This is a genomic window from Rhodococcus sp. 21391 (genome assembly GCF_016772255.1).
GTDB lineage: Bacteria > Actinomycetota > Actinomycetes > Mycobacteriales > Mycobacteriaceae > Rhodococcus_F > Rhodococcus_F opacus.
Genome location: NZ_CP063783.1, coordinates 244749 through 271131, shown reverse-complemented (window position 1 = coordinate 271131; position 26383 = coordinate 244749). Strand labels below are relative to the sequence as shown.

Here is a 26383-nt window from a genome sequence, read left to right as displayed (position 1 = left end):
ACCCACCATCTATTCTCGCAGCTCAGGTGTCGCTACCGCGGCCTCTCCGACGGATCTTCTCGCGGCGGGCATGTTTGGCCAGCAGGTGCTTCCGGCTGTTCGGAGCGCGGAACATCTCGTCGAGCATCCGGTTCTCGATGTTGTTGTGGAAGCGGAGGATGCGTTTGGCCGCCAGATACACCAGTTCCTGGCGGTTCGAGCCGAGCCGGTCGGCGAGGGCGTCGAGGTGTGCGAGGAGTTCGTCGTCGAGGGCGACGTCGACTCGGGCGGTACGGTGCGCCGGGCGCAGGTCGTGCACGGGCGCAACGTTTTCCAGGTCACCAGTGAGGTCGCCAGAGTTGTCCAGAAGCCGGCGCACCGCGACGCGCACGAGCGCTGAGCTGAGCCGTGTGCCGTGTCGTTCGGCGAGCCGGTCGATGGCGCGTCGGGCCGACGGGCGAAGGGACACTCTGAACTTCTCGTCGAGCCCGGACACGGCGGCCTCGTCGATCAGCGCCGACCGGTAGTTGCCGGGGGCGGCGAGGAAGCGGTGCACCGCAACCGCGACCAGGTCCCGCGGCGACGCCTCGTGGCGGGTGGCGAGGGCGCAGAAGCGGGCGGCCGTGGGAGGGTCCAGTTTCAGGGTGACCGGGTCGTGCGGGAGCGCGCGGGCCTGGGCGGCGGCCCGGCGGGCCTGCGCCAACGCCTCATCGGCGTGCGGGGACCCGATGAGTCTGCGAATTCCGACGCGGAGCAGCGCGGAGACCCGGCGGGGACCGTACTCGTCAGCCAGCTCTTCCAGGCGGCGTTTGGTGTCCTCGTCGAACCGGAAGACGTGCCGGCGCCCGAACGGGTTCCCTTGCGGACTCGGTGCTCGAGTGGGCGTGTGGGCCGGTTGGTCGGCGGCCGCGGCCTGTCGGCGGCGGGTGTCCCGGGCGAGGAGCCTGGCCCGGTTGGCGTCCCCGCGGTAGATTTCCTCGGTCACCGCCTTCTCGAGGTCCCGCGGGTTCGCCAGGAGCTGGCGGGCGGCCAGGCGGATGAGTTCGGCGCGGTCGGAGTCGAGCCGAACTGCGAGGGTGTCGAGTTGGTCGCACAGGTCGTCGTCGAAGTGCACGTTCGTGCGCGGGCCGAGGGCTTCCGGGGTCAGGTCGCGGGCGGTGCCGATCGTGGCCAGGTCGGCGGCGAGGGCTCCCGGGTTGTCGAGGAGTCGGCGGACCGCGACCCGGATCGCTGCGGCGGTGAGGGCGTCGCCGTTGCGGCTGATCAGCTTTTCGAGGCGGACCAGTGTGGAGCGGTTGAGGTACACGCGGGTGCGGTAGGTCAGATCGGTGCGGGTGTCTTCGCGGAGCAACGGGTGGCGGAATCGTCCTGCTGCGGTGAGGAAGCGGTGCAGTGCGACGCGGACGATCGCGCTGCGGTCGGTGTGGAACTCGTGGGCGAGTTGGTTGAGGCGAGTGTTGGTGGCGGGGTCGAGGTCGAGGGGTCTTTCCGCCCAGGGGATGCGGCGGGCGTCGGCGGAGGCGCGGCGGGCCTGTGCCAGGACTTCGGGCACCCGGTCGGGGTCGGCGAGAAGTCGGCGGGCGGCGACCCGCACCAGCGCCCCGAAGCGGCGGGGGCCGATGTCGGCGGCCAGCTCCTCGAGGCGTTGTTTTGTGGTCGGATCGAGCCGGAGCGGGATCGGATCTCCCACCGGTACGCGGCCCATGTTTGTCTCGCTCATCACCGGCCATTGTTCCGGTAGGGACGGGGACCGCGAGTCGCACCCCATGTCGCCCGCCGCCGCCATGATCGGTCACGGCGCCTCGGCGAGCCGGCATCTGCGAAATGTACTGTGCCTCAGCATCCGGGGGCGGGTGCCGGGGTCGCGGGCGTGTGACTGGCTCAGGAGTGGTTGAGCGGTGTGTACGGGGCCGGGGGCGGCGGGGTGTACTGGCTGACCGGGACGCCGCCGATGGTGCCGAACTGGTCGAGGTCCATGCGGAACACGATTCCGCGCTCGGGATCCCACTCGTAGGTGCCGAAGCCGTTCTCGGTGTGCTGCGGCGCATTGTCGGCGGGCTTGGTCTGGTTGTCGTCGCTGCTCGGCGCGGGTTCCGTCATGTCACCAAACTTTACAATTCTGCATTGTTATGTCGCAATCCGGTTAGGATAGCTCATTCATCTCACTGGCTCGGCCCCGGTTGGCCGATACCAGCGGGTTCACTGCTCGGTGTCGGCGCGTGGTGACGGGGTTTCCGCCAGGTGGGTGAGGGTCTCCCCCACTGCGGAGGCGAGTTCGTCATCGGTGGGGACGAGTTCGCGCACCGGTGCGGGCAGGGTGTCGTAGGTGTAGTCGGCGACCGCCAACGGTGCGGTGGTTCCAGCCAGGGAGTAGCGGACGACGTTGTCATTGCGTCCGGCGCACAGCAGGATCCCGATGGTCGGCGCGTGCTTGTCGTGGTCGCGCAGGTTGTCGTCGATCCAGGACACGTAGAAGCCGAGCTTGCCGACGTACTCGGGTTCGAACCGACCTACCTTCAGCTCGACGACGACGAAGCGGGCCTGGATCCAGTTGAAGAACAGCAGGTCGATGTAGAAGTCGTCACCGTCGACGTCGAAGTGGTACTGCCGGCCGACGAACGCGAAGCCGTGACCGAGCTCGAGCAGGAACCGTTCCAACCGGGCCATCAGCGCGGCCTCGAGCTCTCGCTCCGCGACCCGATCGGTCAGATCCAGGAAGTCGAAGACGTACGGGTCGCGGACCAGTTGCTGCGCCAGGTCGGAGTCACCGGTGCGCTCTTCCGATCTCCCGGTGCTCCGCACCGGGAGACGGGGCGAGTCGCTTCGCTCCCCGCCAGGGAGCCGCTGCGCGGCTCGCAGTGGGTCGATTCCCGTTGCCGTCGATCGAGTCGCTTCGCTCCTCCGAGTTTCCGGGATCAGGCTCTCACCTGCACATTTTGATCGAAGCGTTCGATCCGGTCCCCCACACCCCAAAGAGGCTGGGAATGCGAGTGGATGCTCCCGACCCGTCGCCCACTCGCTTTCCCTCGCCGCTCCATGTCATACCCACATCATACCACCCCATCCCAACCCAACCCAAAGCAGGCAAAAACCTCAAAACATCCAAATCTATTGATCTACAACCGATTACGAACCTTACAACCTCATATTTGTGCACAACATGTGTAAAATGTTATCAACCAATTGATTACTCAAACATATTGCACATCAACAACTTTCAAAATCACATCCAAAACGGCTCCACAACGGACGAAACAGACACCCGCGCGCCCTCGCGCCGGCACTCCCCAACACAGGTCGCCAGCGCCTCCACATCACAAACCGGGGACATGTCATCACACCAGGTCACAGCATCATTACAGCCCCACACCGGGACACGGCCCGCACCCCGAAAATCGGGTACGGACCGCCATCACACCAAGCGGATTCAGCGCTTCGCCGGCGGTTCAGTCGGGAGTGAAGAACAGTTCCATTCCGATCATGAACCACGCCACCATTGCCGCCATCGGCACGAACGCGCACACCAACGGCACAGCGAACTGCCGGGCGGGCCGCCACGGAACCGTCATCAACCCGCACGCCACCACCACAACAGCTGGGCCCGCCCAGCTCACCCAATACGAGGCCGGCGGCGGATCAGGCCCGAACGAGATGAACGAGCCGCGCGGATACACCCGCGGCTGCACAACATCGCCGTAGTGCTGCCACAAGATCACCGCCGGCAGATAGCAGAAGAACCCCAGCAAAAGACCCGCGATGACGCCCAACGAAATCCGCAGCCCCTTTCCCGATCCCCCCGGGTGCTGCCTCGTCCACACCACCCATCATCGGCCCCGCCGATGACCGATCACCCCGGGACGTGTCATCTTCCCAGGTCAGAACGCTCCCCGAGGCCGCGGTTCTTCCCCCTCCATCCACGCGATCACATCAAACACCCGCAGCGCCGAGATCTCGTCGGGGAGGCCGAGGACGTTCGTCACCTTCGCCCGGCCGATCCCAGCACGCCCCAGGGAGGTTTCCAGGCCCCAGGCAGGCCACCGCGGGGTCAGCGGGACCGTTCGACGAAACCCAGTCCCGATCCAGGCCCACCGCCGCCAGAAGGGCGTTCAGCGCCTCCGCCTCAGTACCCAGGATCCACGGTCTGCGTCCAGGCTTGGTCCGGCGCAGCTTCGTCCCGATCAGCCGAGGCCGTCGCCGAATTTCTCGAGGTCGGCAAGCCAATTCCGGGCGCGACCAAGTGCCACGTCCCTGTCCGCGTCGTAGGTGTCGGGCCACTCGATCCCGTAATTGTCGATACGGCCGAGAATTTGTGCGGCAGTGACGATCCCGCCCTCCACCAGAGCCGCCACGAACACGCGGTCCTTCTCGCGACCAGCGATGGCCTTGGACGCACACAGGTCCACGGGATCGAGACAAAACCCCGTCCGCCCATATTCCGACCCGTCCTCGACCTTCACCGCGACCAGCCGGTTGTCCCATTGCCTCGGCAGTACCACCACGTCCTTGTGGATCCCCTCGACGTACACACCGAAAGACTCATGAAACGGTGAGCCTTCACCAAGCCGCCCGTTGAGCATGAGGATCTTTTCCACCACCGCCGGCGACGCCGGAGCGTCGATGCCGCTCCGCGGAAACACATCAACCTCACGCGACAACGTCGCGTACTCCGGCAACTCCGTCTCGTCATAGGACCCGAGAATCGACTGGGAGCCGAAGACAATCACCTGCCCCTCGTCGAGGTTCGCGCAGGCTGCCCTGATGACCTGCTCGAGCTCCCCGCGGTTCACCTCAGGACGAGCTCACGCAGCTCATCGAGGACCTTCATGCGTTCATCCTCGGTCAGCAGCACGTGCAACGGGGAAAGGTTACGCATCTCGTTCCCAGCCTCGTCGTCCGACTCGACGACCCGACGAAGCGTCTCGACGTCGTTGTCCTCGACGATCTGTTCCCACCGATCCAGGAAGTCGGTGAAATACGGGCTGCGACTCACATGCTCACGGACACTCTGAAGACTGCGGCGAACGCGGACGGTGTCGAGGGGCAGATGCTCGCGCTCGACCTTGTCCAAGATGGCGGTCTGCAGGAGCTTCTGACGGGTGACCTTCATGTTGATGACGGTCATCTCTCGCTCCCTCCTCGCTCAGGCCAACCACCGCTGCGGTCGGTGCCCACAGTGTACGGGTCCGGCCACCGTTTACCCAGGTCACCCCACGCACACGCAGCGACGACCCGACCACCATCCGCCGATCCGAACAACAGCTCACAGCAGACCCTCCGCGCTACCGCGATATCCCCGCAAGCGTGTACTTCGATGGCCGCGGTCTGGTGGCCTGGTGCGAGCCACCCGCGTGCAACGCACACTCCGGGACTTCTCCGACCAGTGGGGCGATGTCCTGTGAAGATGCAGCAGCGAGCCGACGTAGGCCGCTCGGCCACCGCCCTGCGAGCAGCACGCGCGTCGCTCGCCGGGGAGCCGGCAGCGTCCAATCGCGCCGAGACCCCGGGCACGGACGCAGGTCAGCTCGTTCGTGTCGATCGCTACGATCTCGGCGTGCACTCCTAGCGGTTCGCCCTACCGGTCGGCCGAGATGGAGCCGGCTCGAGTGCGCGTGCCCCTTGCACCCATGCCTTTCGTTCATGTCGATGGGCCAACCGGATGCTGAAATCTACCCACTATCGATTGCACGAGAGGCTTGTGAAATGCCGCGTTTCTACACCGTCGATCGACGGGGGACCCTGCACGAGGGACAAACCCTCGGACTCACCCGGTACGACGATGTGAACCCCCCACATCTGCAACGACACCTCGACGTGCTGTTCCCGGACGGCGTTGCAGCCCACGGTGAAAACAACTTCGTCAACGCAGATGTGCTCTTCCAGGTCACCGACCACTCCATCGAGCTGATCTGGGAAAATGTGCGTCGTGCGCACTACCCGACCGCGCCCTCTCGCTTCCAATCCGTCTTCGCCGTGGACACACTGGAACAAGCCCACACCTTCCGCACCGCATTAGACCCAACGGGCACCGCGACGATCTGGCAAGTGGAGACCGCTCACGACGGCTTCCGGGCAAACATGGATCTGCTTCGTACCCACGGCACCGCCCTGATGACCTCGTACCACGCCCACTGCTATTGGTTACAGCAGAACCCAGACCACGAGGTACCCGTGACATGGGAGATCCTGCTACCCCCACCTGTCCACGTAGTCGGTCCGGCCGAGTAGTCAGAACCGTTGTCTATCACGAGTTTCACACGCCGGTCGGATGTGCGGCCGACGCCGAGAACTCGGCAACCTCGACCGACAGGTCACTCCAGGTGCGCCCGCTCGCCCTTGTTCGCGGCCATAATTGGTGGCCGACACGCCGCACCACCCATCCGCGACCCCGGCCACCTCAGCCGCGGCCGGAATTCGTGACGATCAGTGGCCGAACCGGGGCCTACTCCGGTGAGCACACCCAGCCATCGACACGACGCGTGACGACGAGATCACTTCCCCGCCTAGCTTCCCAGCCGTGTCGATGGACTCCGACCGCCCGCAGGTCAGCGGCGGAAGTTCGACCGCTCGTCGGTCCGCATCGCCACAACCGCGGCGAACGCGGTCAGCAACAACATCATCAGCAACAGCACATTCACAGACACTCCCCCTCGTTTCAGCGTGCACCCGACGGACCGGCCGGACGACGGTCGGCGAACATGGCCTCGACCCTCGACTTGATCTCCGCGGTGCTCATCGACCCACCACCGCGGGGCGGACGTGCGGCGATCGGGGCAGTCCGGAGCGTCGAGACTGTAGGCAATGCATCCTCTTTCGTCGAAGGTCACCGGCGAGGGGAACAGTCACGGCGTGATACCCGCACCCCCGTCACAGATGATGTGAACTGCTTCACAATCACTGGCTCATGAAGTTGTACACCACAACGGAGAACTGCGCCAATCCACCTGTCCGACAGAATCTTCGGCAACTGCTACCTACTTGCCGGTAGGTACCTCCGGCGGGGCCGGACAGTCGACGTCGAGGACCCGGAGATCCCGCAACGGATCCAGGCGATGTACGCCGATCGAGACAATCCCAGGCCCGCCGGCACCGGCCAGAACCCACCCACGCTCTGACATGCCGGTGTTCCGGCCCGACGCCCGCCGATAGGACGCAGCTCCACCCCGATTGGTTCCACGAACACCCTGATTCGACACGGCGGGGCACACACTCGACGTGTATGCCCTCCTCGCAGGCGGCACCCACACCGATGCTGGCCACCCTCGGCGAGGTCCCGACCGGCCCGGGGTGGGCCCTCGAGTGGAAGTGGGACGGACAGCGCGCGATCGCCCTCGTTGCAGGCGGTCAGGGCCGCCTGTACAGCCGCAACGGCAACGAGAGACCACCCACTTCCTTCCCCGAACTCTCCGAAGCGCTCCCGGGGGGCGCTCAGCGGCCACGACGGCGTCGTCGACGGTGAGGTCGTCGCCCTCGACGAGCAGGGCCGACCGTCGTTCGCTCGGTTGCAGCGGCGAATGCACGCGCAGCGTCCGACGGCGCAGCTCCTCGCCGCGGCGCCGTTCGACGACCTCGACGTCGACGGCCAGTCCACGACCGCGCTGCCGTATCTCGAGCGCCGAACAGTGCTGGCCGATCTCGTGCAGCCGGGGCCACGGGTGCAGGTCCCGGCTGCACCAGACCGACATCGACGGCCGGCAGATGCTCGCGCTGGCACGCGAGCACGGACTCGAGGGGTGCGGTGGCCACACGCATCGACTCGCCCTACCGACCCGGCCGCCGCTCCCCCCACCTGGATCACACAATGCCGGCGTGCTCGGGCCGCTCGCGAACTCCGCTACGCCGCAATACCGAGGTCGTCGTGACCACCTGGGTCGACGGCGCCGGCACCGCCCGCGACGGGATCGGTTCCCTGCTCCTGGGCGCCCACGACGACAACCACCACCGACTGGTCTACATCGGCCACGTCGGAACAGGATTCAGCCAGCGGACCGGCGAGCGTTGCCGGCGAGCTCGCGCAGATCGAGCAGCCCACCAGCCCGCTCGCCACCGCCGTGCCGGCACGGGACGCCCGCGGCGCGCACTACGTCGAACCGAGGCTGGTCGGGATGTCGAGTACCGCGAGTTCGTCGGGAGCCTGCGCCACCCGAGCTGGAAGGGCCCGCGCGAGGACAAGACACCCGACGAGGTCGACCTACCCGGGGCGGCACTGACACCGCGCGGCACCCGCATTGTCGGCCACACACGGCACACTGACCGCCATGCAGACCCCACCCACGACGGACGCACCCGAAGCGGCCGCCGCCATCGCCGCACTCGGCGCCACCAGTCACGCCCTCGACAACCTGGCCACGCTGCCGGCCGCGTCGGGCCTCTACGCCTGGTGGGCAGCCCCCGACGTGTTCCCCCACCTCCCCGGACCAGCTCACCCCACCGACCCGTCAGTGCGGCTGCTCTACGTCGGTCTCGCAACGAACCTGCGCCGCCGGATCGGCAGCAATCACCTGCGCCGCAGCGGATCGTCCACCCTGCGCCGCACCCTCGCCGGGCTGCTCCTCGACGCCGAGGGCTACCAGACCCGCCGCACCGACCGCGTCGTCCTCCTCGACGAGGACGAGACCCGCCTGACCGCGTGGATGCACACCCACCTGCGACTGTCCTGGTGCCCGCACCCGACCCCCGCCGACGTCGAGGCCACCGTCATCGGCCAGTGGGCACCGCCGCTGAACATCGCCCACACCACCCCCGGACCCGTCCTCGCCGTCATCACCGCCGCACGCACCGCGTACAACACCAGCGCCTGACCACCACACACACGCACAACGCGCGGCCATCACATGGACCACGTCGCCTCCAACAACCGCGTCCACGGCAGGAACGCGCACACCCACGGGCACGACGAAGTCCACACGCGGATCGGCCGCGGCGATGCGGCCCGTGACGGCGACGACCTACGGGGTCATCTGCTCCCCGGTGACGAGGAAAATCACCCGGCGCCCGACCACGACGGCATGGTCGCCGAAGCGCTCGTAGAAACGCCCCAACAAGGTGACATCGACCGCGGCCGGGATAGTGCCAGTCCAGGCAGGATCCTCGATCACGGTGAGCAGCCGGCGATGCAGCTCGTCGAGCTGCTCGTGAAACTTCATCCGCATGCCCATCATCCTCGTGCACCTGTCGAAGACAGCACCGGGACGTGTCATCTCCCCTGTTCAGAGCCATCGCCGAGGCCGCGATTCTTGCCGTTCATCCACGCGATCACATCGAACACCCGCAGCGCGGAGATCTCTTCGGGGAGGCCGGCCGCCTTCCGGATCGACAGCAACCGGCGGTGCAACGCCCCGTCGTCGGCCCGACGCGCCTCCCTCACCGGGTTCAGATGTGATCGCTCCGTACCCAGGACCGCACCGACGACGGAGTCCCAGATCGGGTACAGCCGGGGGCGTTTGCGGGCGATCAACTTCGTTGCCTTCATCCCGGCCGATCCCCGGCAGCGCCCAGAGGGCCGTTTCCAGGTCCCAGGCGGGCCACCCCAGGGTCAGCGGGGCCGGTTCGTCGAACCGTCCCGATCCGGGCCTATCGCCGCCAGAAGGGCATTCAGCGCCTCCGCTTGGGTGTCGAGGATCGCCCGCGCCGCCTTCGGCGGGACCTCCCGCCGACAGGAACACCCGCCGCGACCAGATCGTCCGCCGTGAACCGATCCACCTCCCCCGCCCGGTCCCCGGTGCTCGACCAGGAATCGAAATGCGCCCCGACGTAGGCATCGTCGCCCAAGTACGGGCGGCCGTAATACCCCGTCAGCGCCGCGACCGCCGCAACATTCGAGTCGGTCGCAAGAGTGGTCGGCAGCCGCAATGTCATACCCCACACCAAAATCACCGAGACGGCAATGGGCGTGCCAGTGTTAATGCTTCCGCGAGGGCATTGCCACAACATTCCTTAGTGAGGTAGTGGGCTACATCATGGGGTCTTGAGCCATTGTGGACCCGCCAGGTAGGGGCTAAATGTGAATCCTCCGGACGGTCGCGATCGAAGACCGTTCGCAGGTCAGGTCGGGCTGCGACGATGTCGTCCGGTGCAGCGATGTTGACCCATTTGCGGATCGCCGCGGGGTATCCGGGAGGCTGGCCGAGACGCCTGTTAATCGCGGATAGGCCAAGTGGACTGCCGAGGGTAATCAGCAGGGGCAGCCGAGGGGTGGGAGGGAGCGTGCTAAGGGCTTCATAGGCTACGACGGACCCCAGACTGTGCCCGATGACGACCCGCGTGCTTGCGGTGATGTGCTCAAGAACCTGACCAACAGCATGGGCTCGGATGGCAGGCTCTGTTAGATAACGGGTGACCTGCCTAAGGGTTCGATTGACAAGCGCAAGAGAATTAAGACCCCCACGGGTGAACCACGGGATCCGGTCGAGAGCGCCGATCGCAGTTACCGCGCCTGATCGCATGCCCATGGCGTCTTCTTGTGAGCGGGTCAGGGCCGCGACTAAACGCAGGGCTTCGCCAGCATCCTTCGGATTTGTCGATTCGGCGGCGTTGTGGATCAGATCGCGGGCGATGTCCTCGGCGGTTTGCTGCTCTGTCGGAGTTAGACATCCCAGGGCCGTAAGTTGTCAAGCAGCTTGGGCGGTGCGTCGGTGGTCCCAGGCGATGTGTTCGTCGTAGTGGGTGCGGTGGCGGAGGCAGCCGTGGAGGAGGCCGACGAGGCGGTTGCCGAGGGCGCGGAGGGCTTGGTGGTGCAGGTCGCCGGCGTCGCGTCGCTGGTCGTAGAAATCTCGGGCACCGGGACTGGACGAGAGCGCGCAGAACGCCCATTGGTCGATGGCGTCGTAGAGGCGTCGGTTGCGGACGTGGCGGGCGAGTACCGCGCGTTTCTTGCCGGACGCGATCGTCAGCGGGGAGGTGCCGGCGTAGTTTCTGCGAGACTTGGTGGTGGTGTAGCGGTCGGGGTCGTCCCCGAATTCACCGAGCACCCGGGCGCCGAGTTTGACACCAAGTCCTGGCAGGGAGCGGTAGATGTCGGCGTCCGGGTGTGCCTCAAAATGGTCGGCCAGTGTGGTCTCGAGGTCGGTGATCTGTCTGTTCAACTCGGCGATGAGGCCGACCGCGGCGCGGGTGGTGGCGGCGAACGCGGCTGCGACCGGTGCCGGTGCGGTCAGGTGCTCGGCCCGCAACCCGGTCTGGATTTCGCGGGCCCGACTGTCGATATTTCGTTGCCGACCAGCCTTTTTGAGGGCGGATCGGATTGCCGGCAGGGTTAGGTGCGCGGCCTCGGCGGGTGTCGGGGCGCGACCGAGTACTGCGAGTGTGTCGCGGTCGTGCAGGTCGTCGAACACCTCCAGCGCGGCCGGGTAGTACTCGCGCAGCGCCGAGCGCAGCGCGTTGGTCTGCCTGGTGCGGGACCAGATCAGATTCTGGTGTCCGCGGGCGAGGACCTTGCGCCTCTACGTCCGGACTGTCGCCGGCGATCGGCCGGTGATTATGCCGGTCGGTGCGCACCAGGTCCGCGAGCAGCTTGGCGTCACCGGGGTCGGACTTCGCACCGGAGACGTGGTGGCGGTCGCGGTAGCGCGCGACCGCGAGCGGGTTGACCGCGTAGACCTGATAGCAGGCGGCGGTCAGCGCCTGCACCCATAGGCCGCGGTCGGTTTCGATGCCGACCACCACCTGACCTGGGTCTTCGGCGTGCTCGGCTACCAGCTCGTGCAGCTGCCGGATGCCGGTCAGCCCTTCCGGCAGCCGCCGAGATGCCAGCCGCCGCCCGGCCTCGTCCATCAAATGGACATCGTGATGTTGTTCGGCCCAATCATCGCCGAGGAAGATCATCGATCGCCTCCTTTGATAACTTCTTTCTGGGTGAAACCTGTTTGAGCCCAGAGGCACCCGGCGGCGACCTAATGGATCAGTGCTCGGTGGCACGACACCCCATCAGCGCTATAGGCGACCTCACCGACCGGGCCGGGGCACGATCTAACTCTAGGAGTCAACCATCCCTCCAGGCGCGAACAGTGCTCACCGGCCGGCGGCTCCGTGATCAGCCTGCCGTGAACAGGCAGTTACCTGTCGAAGGCTCGCTGATCGACTCCCATTAGGCCGACCAAGTCGGCACCTTGCCGATCCGGGGTCAGGAAGAGACTTCCATAGAAGGCCATCCTGACCGTAATAGCCTCGGAACCTGCCTGCGCCTCTCGGCAGAGTCGATCGGCGAGCGGCCTGTAACCGGCGTTCTCAAGGCCACCGGCAAGGCCAAGAATCCAGGCGGATTCAAGCGTTGCTGCTGAGTGTTGTTCCTGGGCGATTCCGTGTACAAGTACAACGTCGGACACCTCGGAACTCCTCGCGGTCGGTGCGTGGATGGGTCGCGGCGCGACACCTCCTTCCCACGCCGCGGAGGTGTTTGGTCCATTATGTCGGGGTGAGAAGTTCAGCGCAGCGGCGGGTACTGGTGATCGCCTCTCAGTGCCCGGCCTTGGGCGAGACATACACGCTTAGCTTCCTTCCTGAGCTTGCGCATGAGCTATACGACGTGCTCACAGACTCTCGGCTCGGGGCCTGCTCTCCGGCGTTGGCGCAGAAAGATTCGTCGTTGCTCCTCGATCCCACTCGAGCAGAAGTTCTGTACGCCATCGAGTCAGCTTTCATCGACTCTGCGCAGGAGGGAGCCACCTTGGTGATTGCGTTGATCGGACACGGGCTTGCCTGCGAGGACGACTTTTACTACCTCTGCGCCGACGCGACTGGCACCGGCAAATCCATGACGGATGTGCACTTGTCTCAAGCGTTAAAGGAAGGCCTTCGTGATCACGCCGATCTGGACGGGTTGATCGTGTTGCTCGATACCTGTCACGCGGGAGTAGCCGCACAGCAGTCAGCTCGCGCCTGGGGGGATGTCGGGCTGGGGCTGAAGTCCCGACGATATGAGTTGCTGACTTCATCGGCAAACTCCAATGCCTATGGTGGCGATTTCACCCGAACGATGGTGCGGGTACTGAAAACTGGAGTGCCTGCGGCCGGCACGACGATCGATGCACGGTATTTGCGAGAACCGCTAGTGAAGGGGTGCCCGGCGCAGCAACCGCAACGAGTCACCATCGACGGTGGCGGCTGGGCGCAGGCCGGCGACGAGGGTCTCTGGCTGGCCTACAACGCTGCGGTACACGACCCTGCCGCAGATGATGCAGTCCGAGCAGTACTGAACCGCGTCGGCGAGCTCACTAGCTATCTACAGAACACCTCGACATTGCAGGCGCTAATCGAGGCTGGCGAGCAATACCAATGCGTTGTGCTCACCGGACCACGTGGCCGCGGGAAGAGCACGCTGGCGGCTGCGCTGTTTCGGTCTTCCACGACACCATCGGTTCGCGAGGCCGCGATAACGGCGATTGCCTTTTGCAGTCGCGACACCACCTCTGCGGCACTCGCGGCCATGCTTGCGGCCCAGCTCACCGACCGACTCCCTGGTTTCGCCGCTTCTGCTCGCGCCTACGAGGCAAGCCTCGATGACGTCGAGCTCCAGAGTTTGCCTGCACTGCAGCGCTGTGTCATCGGACCGCTGGCACGCCTACACCTTTCTACACCAGTCTGCTTGATCATCGACGCAGTCGATGAACTTCCTGAGGCGACCGAGAACGTCGTCCGCAATGCGGTAATCTCCGCGCTCACCGGATCTCCGAGCGGAGCAGGAAGTGCCCACTCCGTGCGCTTTGTGCTGACTGCACGGCCGGCTGTGATCCGCCCACCCGGCGCACACCAGGTCGAGGCCGAACCGCCCGGTGACGATGTGATCGAAGCCTACTTGCAGGCCCGCGGCATTGACCCTCTCCATACCGCATTGCTGGTTACAAAGGCCCACGGCAGTTGGCTGCACGCTCATCTCCTTGCTGAGCGGGCAACCCGGCCAGACTTCACTCAGACCGATATTCCTGACAACCCCGACATTGCGCTTCTTTACGAGGCGGAGTTGCTATACGCCGGAGCCGATACTCGTGACAACTGGCAGCGGGAGTTGAGACCCGTCTTAACCATTCTCGCGGCTAGTGGTCTGTCTGCGATTTGATCTTGTGGAGGGCGGTGCGGCCGCGTTGGACTTTGGCGATGATGTCTTCCGCGGTCGCTTTCCACACGAAGGGTTTGGGTTCCTCGTTCCAGTGTTGTGCCCACGTGGTGATCGCGTCGGCAAGGTCGGTGACGCTGGTGAAGACGCCGCGGCGCAGCCGCTTGTCGGTCAGTTCTTTGAACCAGCGTTCGATCAGGTTCAGCCAGGAACTCGACGTTGGGGTGTAATGCAGGCGCCACCGGCGACGGTTCTTGTGCGCCAACCACGCTTTGATCTCCGGGGTCGAGTGCGCGGACAGGTTGTCGAGCACGACGTGAACGTCGAGCGAGCGCGGGACGCTGGCGTCGATCTGCTTGAAGAACCGCAGCACATCGGCTCCGGCGTGGCCCTTGCGGAGGTCTGTGAGGACCTCCCCGGTGCCGACGTTCATCGCCGCGAACAGATCGATGGTGCCGTTGCGCTTGTAGTCGTGGGTCATCGTCCCGGCGCGTCCTGGCTTCATGGGCAGCGACGGCTGGGTGCGGTCCAACGCCTGGCATTGCGTCTTCTCGTCGAACGAGAACACCACCGCCCGCGCGGGCGGGTTCAGGTACAGCCCAACGACATCGACGAGTTTCTCCTCGAATCGCGGATCGTTGCTGATCTTGAACGTCGCGACCCGCCAGGGCTTGAGATTGTGATCAGCCCAGATCTTGGCGACGGAGTCCTTCCCGATCCCGACGCGGGCGGCCATCGTCCGGGTGCTCCAGTGTGTCGAGCCGTCCGCCGGACGCTCCTGATGGGTCAACCGCAGCACTTCTTCGACTGTGCCCGCCGGCAAACTCGGTTTGCGGCCTCGCCCCTTCGCGACCGTCCCGACCCCGGAAGTTCCCTCTTCTGCGAAGCGAGAGCGCCAGCGCCGCACCGCTTCCGGAGTCACCTGGCAACGTCTGGCTATCTCGGCATTGGCGACTCCGTCGCCTGCCCACAGCAAGGCCCGTGCCTGGACCACCTTCCGGTGCGGCAGTGTCGTCGAGACCGCCATCCGCCTCAACTCCGCCCGCTGTTCGTCACTGACCGACAACGCCGCTGCAACCATGCATCGACTATACAAAACGCTCCACTAATTCGCAGACGGACCACTAGCGGGATTGGTCCTCGCTTGCCGATCTCGCTTGCGGTCGCCGCGAGCGCCCGGCTGGACGGCCCTGACACAACAACCCGATTCCGAGATGTCATCAGCCGGCTTTCAGGACTGATAGCTCGTTCGGACGCGGGGCAGTCCCACGAACGGATTGGGCTATTCCACGCCAGCGTGGCCGAAGATTACCTGCTCAAGACAGGGCGCCAAGTGCAATTCAGTGTCGACCCAGTACCTGGCCATGTCGCGCTCACTGAGGCCATTCATTCGATGGCCGACCCTGGAACCACCAACCCCACCGACCCCATATATCAGTACGCCGCCCGCGCCGAAGCCGACCATCTTTGGGCCGCAAAAAAGTCCAGCGCGGCCGTACTGACGAGCCTTTTGGCTCGTCCCCTGGACCGGGCAATCGACGAAGTTGAACGGTGGCAGCATTGGTGCTCCACCCTCAAGACGGTTCTCGGACCGGAACACACGGACACTTTGGTCGCCCACGAACACCTCGCCCTCTGGGCTGGGCACGCTGGTGAACCTTCTGTCGCACGGGATATTTGGTTAGAGAACGCCCTGATCAAAGAGAAAAAATTTGGAAGAGAACACCCGAAAACACTCGCGGCCCGACACAATCTAGCCCGGTGGATCGGAATTGCTGGGGATCCGGCCGCAGCGCGGGACCTCTACCTCGAACTGGTGCCGATCACACAACGAATATTCGGTGAGTACCACCACAACACCCTCGTTCTGAAGGATAGTCTTGCCGGTTGGATCGGAGAGGCCGGCGACGCGGCCACGGCGCGGGACCTCTACCTCAGACTGGTGCCGATCACGGAGCAGGTGCTTGGACCAGACCACCCCACGACGCTCACTGCCTACAACAATTATGCCCACTGGGCAGGAATCGCAGGCGACGCAGAAACTGCGCGAGATCAACTCTGCGCTGTGGTGCAGACTCGCGCTCGTGTATTGGGTCCAGAACATCGGAACACCCTCATTTCACGCAACAATCTAGCCGGATATGTCGGGGCAGCAGGCGACGCCTCCACCGCACGAGATCAACTCACGCACCTGCTTCCGATCATGGAGCGGGTATTCGGCCCGGAACACTTGGAAACCCTTTCTGCCCGTGGAAACTTGAACCGGTGGATTGGGATGGCCGGCGACCCGGCCACCGCGCGGGACCGATACGTCGATCTCGCCCTACTTCTGGGCAGGGTATACGGTCCCGAGCACCCGCATACTCTCACCGCACGCAGCAATTCAGCCGAGTGGATCGGGCTCGCGGGCGACATCGACACAGCCCGAAACCATCTCGATGAACTGGTTCCGATCATGGAGCGAGTTTTGGGTCCAAAACACCCTGAAACACTCACCGCCAGAGAGCATTTTGGCAAATGGACCCACTCACAACATCACTGACACGCACGCGGAATCATCCACCACCTTCTCGACGCCGGACATAGCATGGCCGTAAGTCGAACTCTCCCGTGCTCGCCGTCATAACTCCCAGCATCAACGATGGGATCGTGTACTCGCATCATTGTTCCTGCCGTTTGTCGGCGACACCGCCTCGTTTGATCTTCTCCCGGTGCGGACCGAGTACAGGATCGCGCTGCTCCAACAATTCGTGCTCCCGATGGAAGCTGCCACGAACAGCATTCGCGCCGATGCCCTGTGCGCGTTCGAGCATTGTCGACCGCGAGGGACGGTGGACGCCCGAGCAGGATTTCAGAGTCGCCGACAAACCACCCTGCCCATCCGCAGCCAGTGAGCACAGGGCCTGGGAACAACGAGCCCTCCACTGGAGCGCACCCGCGGGTCAGAGGTGTCGTCCCAGTCGTTCACAATGAGACGGTGACGGAACTTTCTGGGGGCGCTCCCTCCGGTCGTGTCGACAATGACCACCTCGTGCCCACGCCCGAGCTCACATGGCAAGAGTTCGAGGACTTCACCGAGCGCCTACTTACTGCACACCGCTTCTGCTCCGACGACGTCGTTCACGTCACCCGGGTGGAGCGTTGGGGGCGGCCAGGTGACAAGCAGCATGGAGTCGACTTTGAAGGATCCTTCTCCGATGGCGCGTCCGCCGCGTGGCAGTGCAAGCAGCAGAAGAAGCTCACACCTGAGCAGGTTGATGCGGTCGTCGCCAAGTGCACCTTCCAGGCTGACCGGTACTTCCTGACCTTCTCCGGCCAGGCATCGCCGGCAGCGCGCACACGTATCAAGACGCACGACAAGTGGGAGCTTCTCGATCAGCGAGGACTGCAGAGACTCCTCGACGACCTCCCGCTACAACAGCGCCGTCATGTAGTGGACGCTACGTGGGGACTCGCCACCCGAAAGCGCCTCCTCCGCAGTCCTGGCGAAGACGCGTTCCTTCGGCCCGAGGATGCCGCCGCTGTGCGGACCGATCCCGCACGAATCCTCAATGACGGCGGACCGCTGATCGGGCGTGTATCGGAACTCGAGGGACTCGTCGACAGCTTGCGCCAATCAAGTCCGGGTGTCGTGATCCTCAGCGGCCCTGGAGGGCGTGGGAAATCCCGGCTGCTACTCGAGGCCCTGACCATGTTGCAGGCGTTGCGACCAGAGGTACCGGTCCTGTACTTGTCGCCTGGGCGTCGGCTAGACCGCGACGCTCTCCATGAGCTTCCGTACGCGCCGGCCGTCATCGCGATCGACGATGCTCACCACACTTTGGCGTCAATCTCGCTCATCCTCACGTACGCGCAACAGGTAGCCGGGACCCAACTCGTCTTCGCGATTCGCGACACACACATCGACACGCTCCGCGGCACACTGGCAGAGGCTCGCTTCAATCAGCCGGGTTCGATCAGCTTAGGATCCTTGACCCGCGGTGAGGCCCACAAATTGATCACTTCACTCGCAGCGGATCTGGACCTGAATTTCCCCCTCACGGAACATCTGGTCGACCAGACCACGCATTCACCGCACATCGCTGTACTCGCGCTCAATCTCGCCCAGTCAGGAAAACTCTCGGGCCCTCTGCCACTGTCCAACGAACTTCGACAAGAAGTTCTCAGCCGTTACCAGGAGGTGCAGACCGAGGCCATCGGCAACTTCAGTACCGATGTTGTCCACCGGACCCTCGCGACTTACTCCGCGCTCGGCCCCTTCACCGCCGACACGCACACATCCGTAGCACCGGAACTCGCGGCCTTCTGCGAGCAATCGCTCATCGAACATCTCAGGCTTCTCGCACAACTCGAGATTCGCGGTGTGTTGCTCCGCAACGACAGTGTCGTCCGGGTTGTACCGGACGTACTCGCCGATCAGATTCTAGAACGCGAGGCGATCATCGCCGGACATGACACGTCCTTCGTGACCGAGGTATGGAATCGGTTCAACACCGAATCCTTTCCCCGCTTGGTGAACACACTTGCCGAACTGGACTGGCGCCTTCGTCACCAGGGCCTACCGACGGTGTTCGGGCCGATTTGGAACGAACTGAGTGCAGAAGTTCTACAGACTGATCTCGATGGGACATCGCATGCCCTCCACAAGCTTCGAAGCCTTGCCCGCACCCAGGCAGGCCGAGTGGTCGTGCTCCTCGACAGTATCCGCGGCCGCCTCGAGTCGGACCTGATCGCCTCGGACTGCGTCGCCACGAACCGTGTTTTGACACGAGGCTGGATCGACCACCGTACTCGCCAGCGGTTCGGGCTCAAGCCGATCACCGACCAGGAGATCGAGAGCCTCCTGGCAAGGCTCTACGGGCTCTGCGCGCAGGCTGACTCGGCGCACCTTGAGGCCGCGTTGGATGGGCTCTGGGCGATCAGATGCCGGCGCGAACCGAGGGATCGATCATCATCGGAAATCACCACAGCAGTCGCTGCCATGGCAAATCTCGGTGAAATCAGTGATGCCTCGATCGCTCCCCGTATCGTCAACCGCGTCCGCGCGTGGAGTCTCGATAAGGCCACACCCGACTTCGCCGACCCGACCTTCCCGCTCAAACCGTTACTCGTCAAAGAGGGCAAACGTAGCGTCCAGACCAAGTCCACCGAGCTCTCCCTCAGCTCCTATCAGCTACCAGCAGACACGCTCCGGCCCATTCGAGACTCGGCACGGGAGGTCCTACGACAAGTCGCCGAGCATCCCAGCCTCCTCCGCGTAGGCCCCGCCCTCGAATTGCTCGCAGCCGCTCTGCGTCAGCCCTCGGGCTTCTTCGGACGCACGGTTCCGCGGGAAGCGGTTCTCGCTTGGGAGGGCGACGATCTGGCCACAATCGAGGTCCTGGGCGAGATAGCCGAGGTGACCCCCAGTCCAGTCGTCCGGCGAAAAGTGCGGGAGCTTGTTTCCTGGTCAGCCGAACGGGCCACCTCGATCCGTGTGCGCTACGCGGCACTGTCACTCGTCACCAGGCTGGATCAGACGCCAGGCGACGACCTCGCCGAGCTCCTTCTGAACGAGTACCGCTTCAGAATTCCGTCCCAACGTGGGCACACCTTGCCCACCTTCGACGACTTCGCACAAACGGTGGCGCAGTCCAAACGACGCGCTGCCGGCGACAAGGACGAAACTGACAGCACGGTGTCCGACCGAACCTTCGACGAACGCGAACGCGCCACCTCGGCGCTACTCACTCGCACAGTCAGGACGCTGCTCGCGGATGACGATGTCACCAACCTGCTGGACCAGACCACCAGCGTCGCCGAACAGGTCACCCAACTCCGTTCCACATCTCCGAACCTCTGGGCCCTGTACCACCACATCGGAGCCGCACACCCCCACCTGCTCGTCGAGATCCTCGCCGCCCTCGCCTCACGGCCCCCAAGCGTCCTCGACAACCAACTCAACATTCTCTTGAACGCCTGGTCACAGCACGATGAACCCAGACTGCTGACGTGGCTCACAGAGGCGAGCACTCGTCGTCCGGCACTTCGACTTGCCATCGCTCGTGCATTCGATCAGTACGGCTGGGCCGACCGAAGCAGTGACTATCTCGCGATCTACAGGTCAGGCTGGGCGGACCCGGACGTCGATGTCCGACGCGTCTTTCTCGAATCGTCGCACGTCCTGGTCCGAAGCTCACCAGCGGACGAAATCCCTCGACTCCTCGCCGCGGACATCCCACCGGATTCGGCAACCCAGATACTGGAGTATGCGAGCGGAACCGATGGCATCTCATGGGCAGCGACGCTCGACGAATCCGACGCCACCGCGATCATGATGCTGGGCCGGCGGTCCGGACTCGAGTCATGGGCGGAACAACAACTCGTGCAGGGCATCGCGTCATCACACCCCGGGCTGGTTCTCGACCAACTCGACGATGAAAACTCCCACGGCAATCGCCTACCCGACGAGCTGCCTGGACTGGCCGAAGCCATCTCCGATCACCCCGACATATTTGCGAACTGGATGCGCGACAGAACCAGCCAGCCCGACGTTCCTCGAGGGCAAGCCGTGGTCGCACTCGCCTTGGCCACCGGGATCTCCGAAACCCAGAAAAACTCAATCACGTCACTTCTCGGACCCGTCGATACCGCAACAGTGACCGCTCTACTCGAATTGCTCAGCTCCACCGAGATCTGGCCTCTCCAACAACCCTCCCTCGCGAAATCTTTCCTGCAACGAGCCGACCAGCTCGGACAAGACATATCTCAAAAGGTATTGAAGGCAATCGAACACGCTTCACAGCTGGGCAGCATCTTCTGGTCCAACGGAGTCTCCGAGGACGTGAACCACGCACTCACACTCGCGACGAAAGCCGCACAAGACGAATCAGACCCCCGACTCGAAGCGATATACACCCGCCAAGTTCACTGGCTCCGCAAGGAGGCACACGACATCGCAGACAAATACGCACAAGACACCGAATTCTAAAGCAGAGACCCAGTACCGAGAGGTCTCGGCGTCGTCCCGCGCACGCAGGCAGTCCTCGAGATCCCCAGGGCACGCCGCAAATCTGTGTAAGCGTCCATGGCAGCAGGAGCTAAGGTTCACAACGTTCGGCACCTTGCGGTGGCAAGGGTTTCGGGATTCCCGGACAGAAGCGGTACATCCGGATGCGGTTACCAGCACCGCCCGGAGACTCGAAAGAGCTGCCAATCCCAGGGCGCTTGAGCGCTTGCTCCCTTCAGAGCTGAACGCCAATCAACCCAATGCCGGTCGAGCACCGGTTCTAGCGCTATCTGTGATTGCGGAATTACCTGCGTTGACGCCGCTTCTCTCGCCAGGAGGTAGGCTGACCAGATCGACTCCCCGTGGATCACGGCATGATGCATTACGCATGAAAAGAAGAAGCTTACGATATCGTTTACGGGCGCCGAAGTGGAAACAACCACACGCGCACCGCTCTCCACCAGCGCGACGTCTAGTGGTACAGACTCCATTAGCTGCAAATCCGAATACTCTCCCCTGCCGGTCGAGCAGGCGGACAAGAACACCAAATCGGATTCGCGCCAATCGAATTCAAACAGAATTCGCGCCGAGGAAAGAAAATCGGAAGCGGCCGACCCAAGCTCCAACCCGATCTGGTATGCGCCCGCACCGACCCTTCCATGCCCTGCGAAATGCGCTACACTCGGCGCAGAACTCACTTGATCCATATTTGCTACAGGAACGTCGTACAGTTCGGACAGAACAGCCAACTCGATATCGACGGCGGCTATGCTTTTACTGCCAACTCCAGCATGCCCGACGAGGAGCGGTTCCGATTCCGCAGAACGTTCACGGTCAGATAGTTTCGACGTCCTGTGACTGTACGAGGCCTGCACAAACCCCATTCGAAGGAACGCCTCATGAAACGGGAGATTGTACACTGAAGCGCCGAGGTTTAGGACGATCGAGTGCACCCCGCTTCTGATTAACTCCACCAATCTATTTAGACCGACTGAGAGCCGTTCTGCCTGAATGTCCCAAGATAGGGCTGACAGGCTGGTCAGATCAATTGTGGACGAGAATTCGAAGATCTTCGCGACAGGAATGCCGTCCTGCAAGTACGCAACTTTTGCCATTAAGTAATCCGGCTCTGAGCCCGTCGTGGAAAACTGGCAGTATGCTCGTCCTTTCCCTAGCAATCCGAGATCGATATCGTTGACTTTTCCGCGCCGTGCTCGACCGATAGCGTTGCGCAGGTCCTCTCGTGCCTGTTCGAACCGCTGAACGTCAACAATTGAGCCACGGAACTGATCTTTCGCCAGACTATCGATAACCTGCAAATAGTTCCGATACACGCCTGGAAGCTCCGATTCATCTTGATTGAGATATGGTTCGTGACAAAGGGCTAGACACTCGAACGCATTCGTCTCAATCCATGCCATCTGCTCCAGAATATCGGCAGCCGACCGATCTTTAAGAACATAAATACGGTCTTCATCATCCCATTTTCGTTCAATGTATTCCCATCCCTGATCTACGACTTCCTCTGGAATTTGTGTTCCGAATGAGAATACATATTCAAGCGTGGAACTCGGATTTATCTGATACACGTCCAGCCTTACCAACTTCATCGAGAGAAGCGTGCGCAGATAGTTAAATTCATCTGCATTAGTGAGTCTGTATCGGTACGACGCAAATGCCGTGTCGCCGTTGCGGTATGTAAGGCGAAATCCGAGAACAAGATGATTCGATTCTTCACGCACGAAGAATCCCGGATTATAAGTCCACATTTCAACAGCACGCAACTCTTCGACAGATTCAGCTACGAAGGTCCATGACGGGACGTATCCCGCCGTACTCAGGACCATGCGCGCGCCATTGTTGATCACGGCATCCGCAACCCAGCCAGGAACGCCGGCGGGGAGTTGGCGAGGCCATCCTCCGGGAACTGAGAGCTCGTAGTGACGAATGTTTCTCGTCGATTGCAATGCTTTGTCATTTCTACGGTCAGACTCAGCATCTGGCATACACGCCAATACCTCCAGCGGAGTAGCCATTGACAGAACCCTATTCAACCCCTCCGCAGCAAGAATTTGCACAAGTATGGCGAGATGACTCCCTTCCTGATCCAAAGACCATTGAACGTCAGCGCTCAGTTCGTTCAGCGACCCCAAGTCGGCGACGGAATGGTCGTCCAAGTAGGAGGATAGGGTGGAGTCGATAAAGTTGGGCGATAGGTCGGCTGTAGTAACTTCTGCCATTCTGCGGCCAAGCTGTGACCGATAAGCGATTCCGATAAGGTCCGAGGAGAGTTCAGATAAATCTCTCCCGAGGCGATAAAAGCTGAACCAGGAATAGATCAAATTGGAAGCAATCCGTTCAGGCGGAGCACCGGACCGCCAAACTCGCGATATTAACGACGATACACCGCCAATGTTCAAGTACCCTTCGAGCGCGATGTCCCGGTCATCGATGCCATAAATGTGACTAGCACCCACGTGAATCATGAGAAATGCCTTTTCTACGACGTTTAAATCAGGTCCGCCGTCTAGAATGAAGCACGAATCCACATCGGTACGGCATGACATCAATGACTCTGACAATCCTCGCAGCCATTCCCGTCGACCGCGAGTGAAACCCTCTACGGTTGCATTCCTCATTGATCCAACTCCAATCTGAAGTGTTCAGCTAGATTCCACATCTGCTGGCAGGTGTTTGCCGATCTGGATGGAATCAAACGGATAGAGTTCCGGACTTAGAAAGACACCTTGTCCGTCTTGCCACGCCCCGTGCACGACCCGCAAGGCGCAACATGCAATGCTCCCGGACCCCGCGCCGCCCAAGACTCTCCATGAGCACGTGTTACGACTACCCGAAACTTGCTTAGTTCCGGGCGCGCGGCCCCGCCCAACACAGTCCTAGTCTGCGTCAATGTACCTATCCTTGACTTCCCCCGTGCCCAGACCGAAGACTTCTCGAATGCGTGGACGAGGCATTGCTTTCCAGACATGATCCTTCACTGCTGTGCGCATAGCGCTGATGCTTGCCTCCTTCCAGCCTTCCTTTGTTGTCGCGAGGATGATCTCCTCTGCACCAAAGGTTTCAGCAAGCAAGACTCGCTTCCTAGCGGCCTTGTTCTGGTTCCCTGTGTCGAGTTCGTCGGTCGACTTTGCCTCCGCCACTACAACCTTGTCATCGACGAGAGCCAGTAAGTCTGCTTCGGCGAGCTTCTTCCCTGCCGGGTCGGACACTTCCAGTTCGGCGCAGTCGGCGTAGCGGCTGCTGTGACTGGCCGTTGTTTAAAGATGTTGAGCGAGAAGTATGGGAACATCGCCATTTTGGTCCATGAGCGCGGTGGCGACGGGGTGCAGGTCGTAGAACCATTGCGGCTCGTCGGCGGGCATCTTCCATCGGGATTGCGAGAGGTTGTTGGGTTGGCCGCACCGAAGGCACTGATTGTTCTGACGGAGCCGGTCGATCACCACGAAGTCGACATTGCCGCAGGCCGAGCAATCGAGGAGAAGGCCTCTTGAGAGGATATTCTCGGCGAGAAGCTGGTCGCATTGCGACCGTGCCGACTCGGTGGACACGCCGGAGATGGACACGATGCCTGGGAAGTTGAGATACACCGTCCCTCGCACGACGCATCCCTCATTGTTTGGGAACTGCCCCTTGGACGTCTTGGACTGCGGGACGAAACTGCGGAATACTGGAAGGAGGTCACCGGAAACAGCTTCTAGGAGGCGCGTCCTCGACCCGAACATCGTCTGGAGGACGTCCCCGTGCCGTCCTGCAGGTGACGTGGTGGCGGCTCGCCCCATCAACGCGGCACGTGCATGGGCCCACGTCCGCATGCCTGGCTTTCTGATCCGCGGTTTCGCCAACCGAAAGTCGGCCGATGCCCCTGCGGGGACGAATCCGTACGCGAGAGCTTCATACGACAGGCCCGCTCTACCGACGCGCATCCATGTGTTGTGGGGCGATTCGTCGGGGTGGAGGATCACGTGGGCGGGGATGTGCCGAGACGGCGGAATTGGCGTGTCGGGGACATCGATGTCGACCTGCCAGGACAGATCCGGCACCGTCCTGAGGAGCTCGTGCTGAACGATCGGCAGCGGCGGTGTCGCAGCGAGAGTGGTAGAGCCGTCCGTATCACGGAGAACGGGCATGGTTGTGGTGGAGCTGAACTGTTCGTCAATTCCAAAATGCAACTTTCCCCGATCGGGGAACTGGAGGTCGTCATCGAGTCCGATGACGGGTAGGTCATTTGCGGGATCGGCTGCTTTCGGATCGCTGACCATGAAGGTCGACGGCGCGTCGATAACGTCGTCGCGGAACTTTGCCACTGCATCGGTGTCGTGTGAGACCGACGTTACGGCCCACGCTCGCTCTTCACGGGCGTAGAACGGGGTGAGGGTATCTCGGAGGAGTTGAAGGATGTGTGCGCGGTCCTCGCCGCCGATCCAAGAATCTGGGATCCACAGCCCGTTCCCGTACAGTCGATCCCAGATCATGGCCAGTGCGAAGTCGTTTGCTGCGCTGCCGATGACACAGAGTTTCCGGTTGCGGCGGCTGGAGACACTGGTGACGGAGGCCAATCCGGGGGTTGTCGCGTCCCAGGCGGAGGGCAGACCGTGAGCTGTTCCGTATTCGGGGTCGAGGACAACTTGGGGTGTTGTGCTCTGGAACCTTGTGGGGTAACCGAGTAGCCAGCGCTGTACCTCGGACCGTTGTGTGTTGTCGAGCGTCGGCCCTTCGGCTGTCGGGGTGCCGAGGAGGCCGAGCCGCATCACAGCGGCTACACCGATATCGCCCGTTAGCGCGGGCGAGACGCTTACCGGTGTGGGATCGGATGGGCGCCGGATCTTGTCGATCGGGGTGAGAGCTCCAAGGTGACTACCCGGCCCTGTCGGTCCGGGAGCGGACAGCGTCGGTTCTCTCTCGTGCCAGCGATGGTCGCTGCCTGCTGGTTCGGAGCCGTTGTCCATTCGATATGACGAACACGCTGCCACCACTGCATCACGTGTTCGAGCCAAAACGTCGTCATCGACGTTCGTTGAACGCAGATCGTCTCGAAGGCGGGACCGGCTGTCTTGGTCGTCGATGTTCTGCTCGTCAAGCATCTGCTCGATGGTTCCCGGGGTGAGCTTGTCGAGGTCCCCAACGGTGTAGCTGTAGGACACGACGTAGTCAGGGTCGTAGGCGATGACGGCATCTCGCACGCGTGGGTCGATATTTCCGTCGGTCGCGGGCACGAGCACGAAGCCGGCGCCACCCCAGGTGTTGCTGGCGGCGTACATCGCTGCCCGAGCGAAGTAGTCCCAGTTCGCCTGGGCCGGGAAGACCACCGCGACGCGGGGTGCGCGGAGTCCGGTGGTGACGGTGGCGTA

General features: G+C 62.9%; 20 protein-coding genes and 4 pseudogenes. 8 read left to right on the top strand and 16 right to left on the bottom strand.

Annotated features, from left to right (window positions below; translation table 11 throughout):
* Positions 1-22 precede the first annotated feature (22 nt).
* From GO592_RS43380 to GO592_RS43355, 6 genes and pseudogenes are all read right to left on the bottom strand, one after another.
* A complete protein-coding gene (locus GO592_RS43380) occupies positions 23-1699 on the bottom strand; it encodes a ribbon-helix-helix protein, CopG family (protein ID WP_202715296.1) in 1677 nt (558 codons plus the stop codon).
* A gap of 161 nt (positions 1700-1860) precedes the next feature.
* On the bottom strand, positions 1861-2079 hold the full coding sequence (locus GO592_RS43375) for a hypothetical protein (protein WP_202715280.1): 219 nt from the start codon (positions 2077-2079) through the stop codon (positions 1861-1863).
* Between the two features lie 99 nt (positions 2080-2178).
* A pseudogene (locus tag GO592_RS43370) lies at positions 2179-2745 on the bottom strand (PDDEXK nuclease domain-containing protein); the annotation flags it as partial.
* A 680-nt stretch (positions 2746-3425) separates the two neighbouring features.
* Positions 3426-3746, bottom strand: coding sequence for a hypothetical protein (locus GO592_RS43365; RefSeq protein WP_237737283.1), 321 nt, complete (start codon positions 3744-3746; stop codon positions 3426-3428).
* Positions 3747-4157: 411 nt separating this feature from the next.
* Positions 4158-4766 (bottom strand): hypothetical protein, encoded by a 609-nt coding sequence (locus GO592_RS43360; RefSeq protein ID WP_202715294.1) that lies wholly within the window; start codon positions 4764-4766, stop codon positions 4158-4160.
* Entirely contained in the window at positions 4763-5101 is a 339-nt protein-coding gene (locus tag GO592_RS43355; RefSeq protein ID WP_007298007.1) for a hypothetical protein, read from the bottom strand. The genes GO592_RS43360 and GO592_RS43355 overlap by 4 nt, the downstream gene beginning before the upstream one ends.
* 279 nt (positions 5102-5380) lie before the next feature.
* Here GO592_RS43355 and GO592_RS43350 point away from each other — a divergent pair, with 279 nt between their 5' ends.
* Complete coding sequence (locus tag GO592_RS43350; RefSeq protein WP_157234263.1) at positions 5381-5542, top strand: hypothetical protein; 162 nt, start codon at positions 5381-5383, stop codon at positions 5540-5542.
* A gap of 74 nt (positions 5543-5616) precedes the next feature.
* Positions 5617-6204 (top strand): DUF2441 domain-containing protein, encoded by a 588-nt coding sequence (locus tag GO592_RS43345; protein WP_237720460.1) that lies wholly within the window; start codon positions 5617-5619, stop codon positions 6202-6204.
* Between the two features lie 427 nt (positions 6205-6631).
* On the opposite strand, the gene GO592_RS43340 is transcribed toward GO592_RS43345, so the two are convergent.
* Positions 6632-6778 carry a hypothetical protein gene (locus GO592_RS43340; protein ID WP_167332375.1) on the bottom strand — a complete coding sequence of 49 codons (147 nt, stop codon included), beginning with the start codon at positions 6776-6778 and terminating at the stop codon, positions 6632-6634.
* Positions 6779-7195: 417 nt separating this feature from the next.
* Between GO592_RS43340 and GO592_RS46440 the strand changes: the two genes are divergently transcribed.
* Entirely contained in the window at positions 7196-7435 is a 240-nt protein-coding gene (locus tag GO592_RS46440; protein ID WP_157234262.1) for an ATP-dependent DNA ligase, read from the top strand.
* Positions 7436-7810: 375 nt separating this feature from the next.
* Here GO592_RS46440 and GO592_RS46435 read toward each other — a convergent pair whose 3' ends face one another.
* The gene (locus tag GO592_RS46435; protein ID WP_337460052.1) at positions 7811-7939 is read right to left on the bottom strand and encodes a hypothetical protein; all 129 of its coding nucleotides are present in this window, start codon (positions 7937-7939) and stop codon (positions 7811-7813) included.
* On the opposite strand from GO592_RS46435, the pseudogene GO592_RS46865 reads away from it, so the two are divergent.
* Positions 7886-8089 (top strand): annotated as a pseudogene (locus GO592_RS46865) (hypothetical protein); the annotation flags it as partial. The gene GO592_RS46435 and the pseudogene GO592_RS46865 sit on opposite strands and share 54 nt — an antisense overlap.
* 145 nt (positions 8090-8234) lie before the next feature.
* On the top strand, positions 8235-8777 hold the full coding sequence (locus tag GO592_RS43325) for a GIY-YIG nuclease family protein (protein ID WP_039951575.1): 543 nt from the start codon (positions 8235-8237) through the stop codon (positions 8775-8777).
* Between the two features lie 147 nt (positions 8778-8924).
* Here the strand turns inward: GO592_RS43325 and GO592_RS43320 are convergent.
* The 4 genes and pseudogenes from GO592_RS43320 to GO592_RS43310 form a co-directional block, all read right to left on the bottom strand.
* Positions 8925-9110, bottom strand: a pseudogene (locus GO592_RS43320) (phosphate transport system regulatory protein PhoU); the annotation flags it as partial.
* A gap of 62 nt (positions 9111-9172) precedes the next feature.
* Positions 9173-9448, bottom strand: coding sequence for a DUF6308 family protein (locus tag GO592_RS45685; protein ID WP_237720459.1), 276 nt, complete (start codon positions 9446-9448; stop codon positions 9173-9175).
* Between the two features lie 122 nt (positions 9449-9570).
* Positions 9571-9834, bottom strand: a complete 264-nt coding sequence (locus GO592_RS45680; RefSeq protein WP_237720458.1) for a DUF6308 family protein — start codon at positions 9832-9834, stop codon at positions 9571-9573.
* Between the two features lie 752 nt (positions 9835-10586).
* Positions 10587-11799, bottom strand: a pseudogene (locus GO592_RS43310) (IS110 family transposase).
* 739 nt (positions 11800-12538) lie between these two features.
* Here GO592_RS43310 and GO592_RS43305 point away from each other — a divergent pair.
* Positions 12539-14029: an AAA family ATPase gene (locus tag GO592_RS43305; protein ID WP_157234261.1), complete on the top strand. Its 1491-nt coding sequence runs from the start codon at positions 12539-12541 to the stop codon at positions 14027-14029.
* Here GO592_RS43305 and GO592_RS43300 read toward each other — a convergent pair.
* The gene (locus GO592_RS43300) at positions 14007-15107 is read right to left on the bottom strand and encodes an IS630 family transposase (protein WP_202715098.1); all 1101 of its coding nucleotides are present in this window, start codon (positions 15105-15107) and stop codon (positions 14007-14009) included. The genes GO592_RS43305 and GO592_RS43300 overlap by 23 nt on opposite strands.
* A 216-nt stretch (positions 15108-15323) precedes the next feature.
* Here GO592_RS43300 and GO592_RS43295 point away from each other — a divergent pair, with 216 nt between their 5' ends.
* A complete protein-coding gene (locus GO592_RS43295; RefSeq protein ID WP_082325019.1) occupies positions 15324-16568 on the top strand; it encodes a tetratricopeptide repeat protein in 1245 nt (414 codons plus the stop codon).
* A 489-nt stretch (positions 16569-17057) separates the two neighbouring features.
* Entirely contained in the window at positions 17058-20996 is a 3939-nt protein-coding gene (locus GO592_RS43290; protein ID WP_007300018.1) for a P-loop NTPase, read from the top strand.
* 188 nt (positions 20997-21184) lie between these two features.
* On the opposite strand, the gene GO592_RS43285 is transcribed toward GO592_RS43290, so the two are convergent.
* The 3 genes from GO592_RS43285 to GO592_RS43275 form a co-directional block, all read right to left on the bottom strand.
* Positions 21185-23500 carry a CHAT domain-containing protein gene (locus tag GO592_RS43285; protein WP_157234326.1) on the bottom strand — a complete coding sequence of 772 codons (2316 nt, stop codon included), beginning with the start codon at positions 23498-23500 and terminating at the stop codon, positions 21185-21187.
* A 411-nt stretch (positions 23501-23911) separates the two neighbouring features.
* Positions 23912-24244: a hypothetical protein gene (locus tag GO592_RS43280; protein WP_007300017.1), complete on the bottom strand. Its 333-nt coding sequence runs from the start codon at positions 24242-24244 to the stop codon at positions 23912-23914.
* 48 nt (positions 24245-24292) lie between these two features.
* Positions 24293-26341 (bottom strand): hypothetical protein, encoded by a 2049-nt coding sequence (locus GO592_RS43275; RefSeq protein WP_162130659.1) that lies wholly within the window; start codon positions 26339-26341, stop codon positions 24293-24295.
* Positions 26342-26383 lie beyond the last annotated feature (42 nt).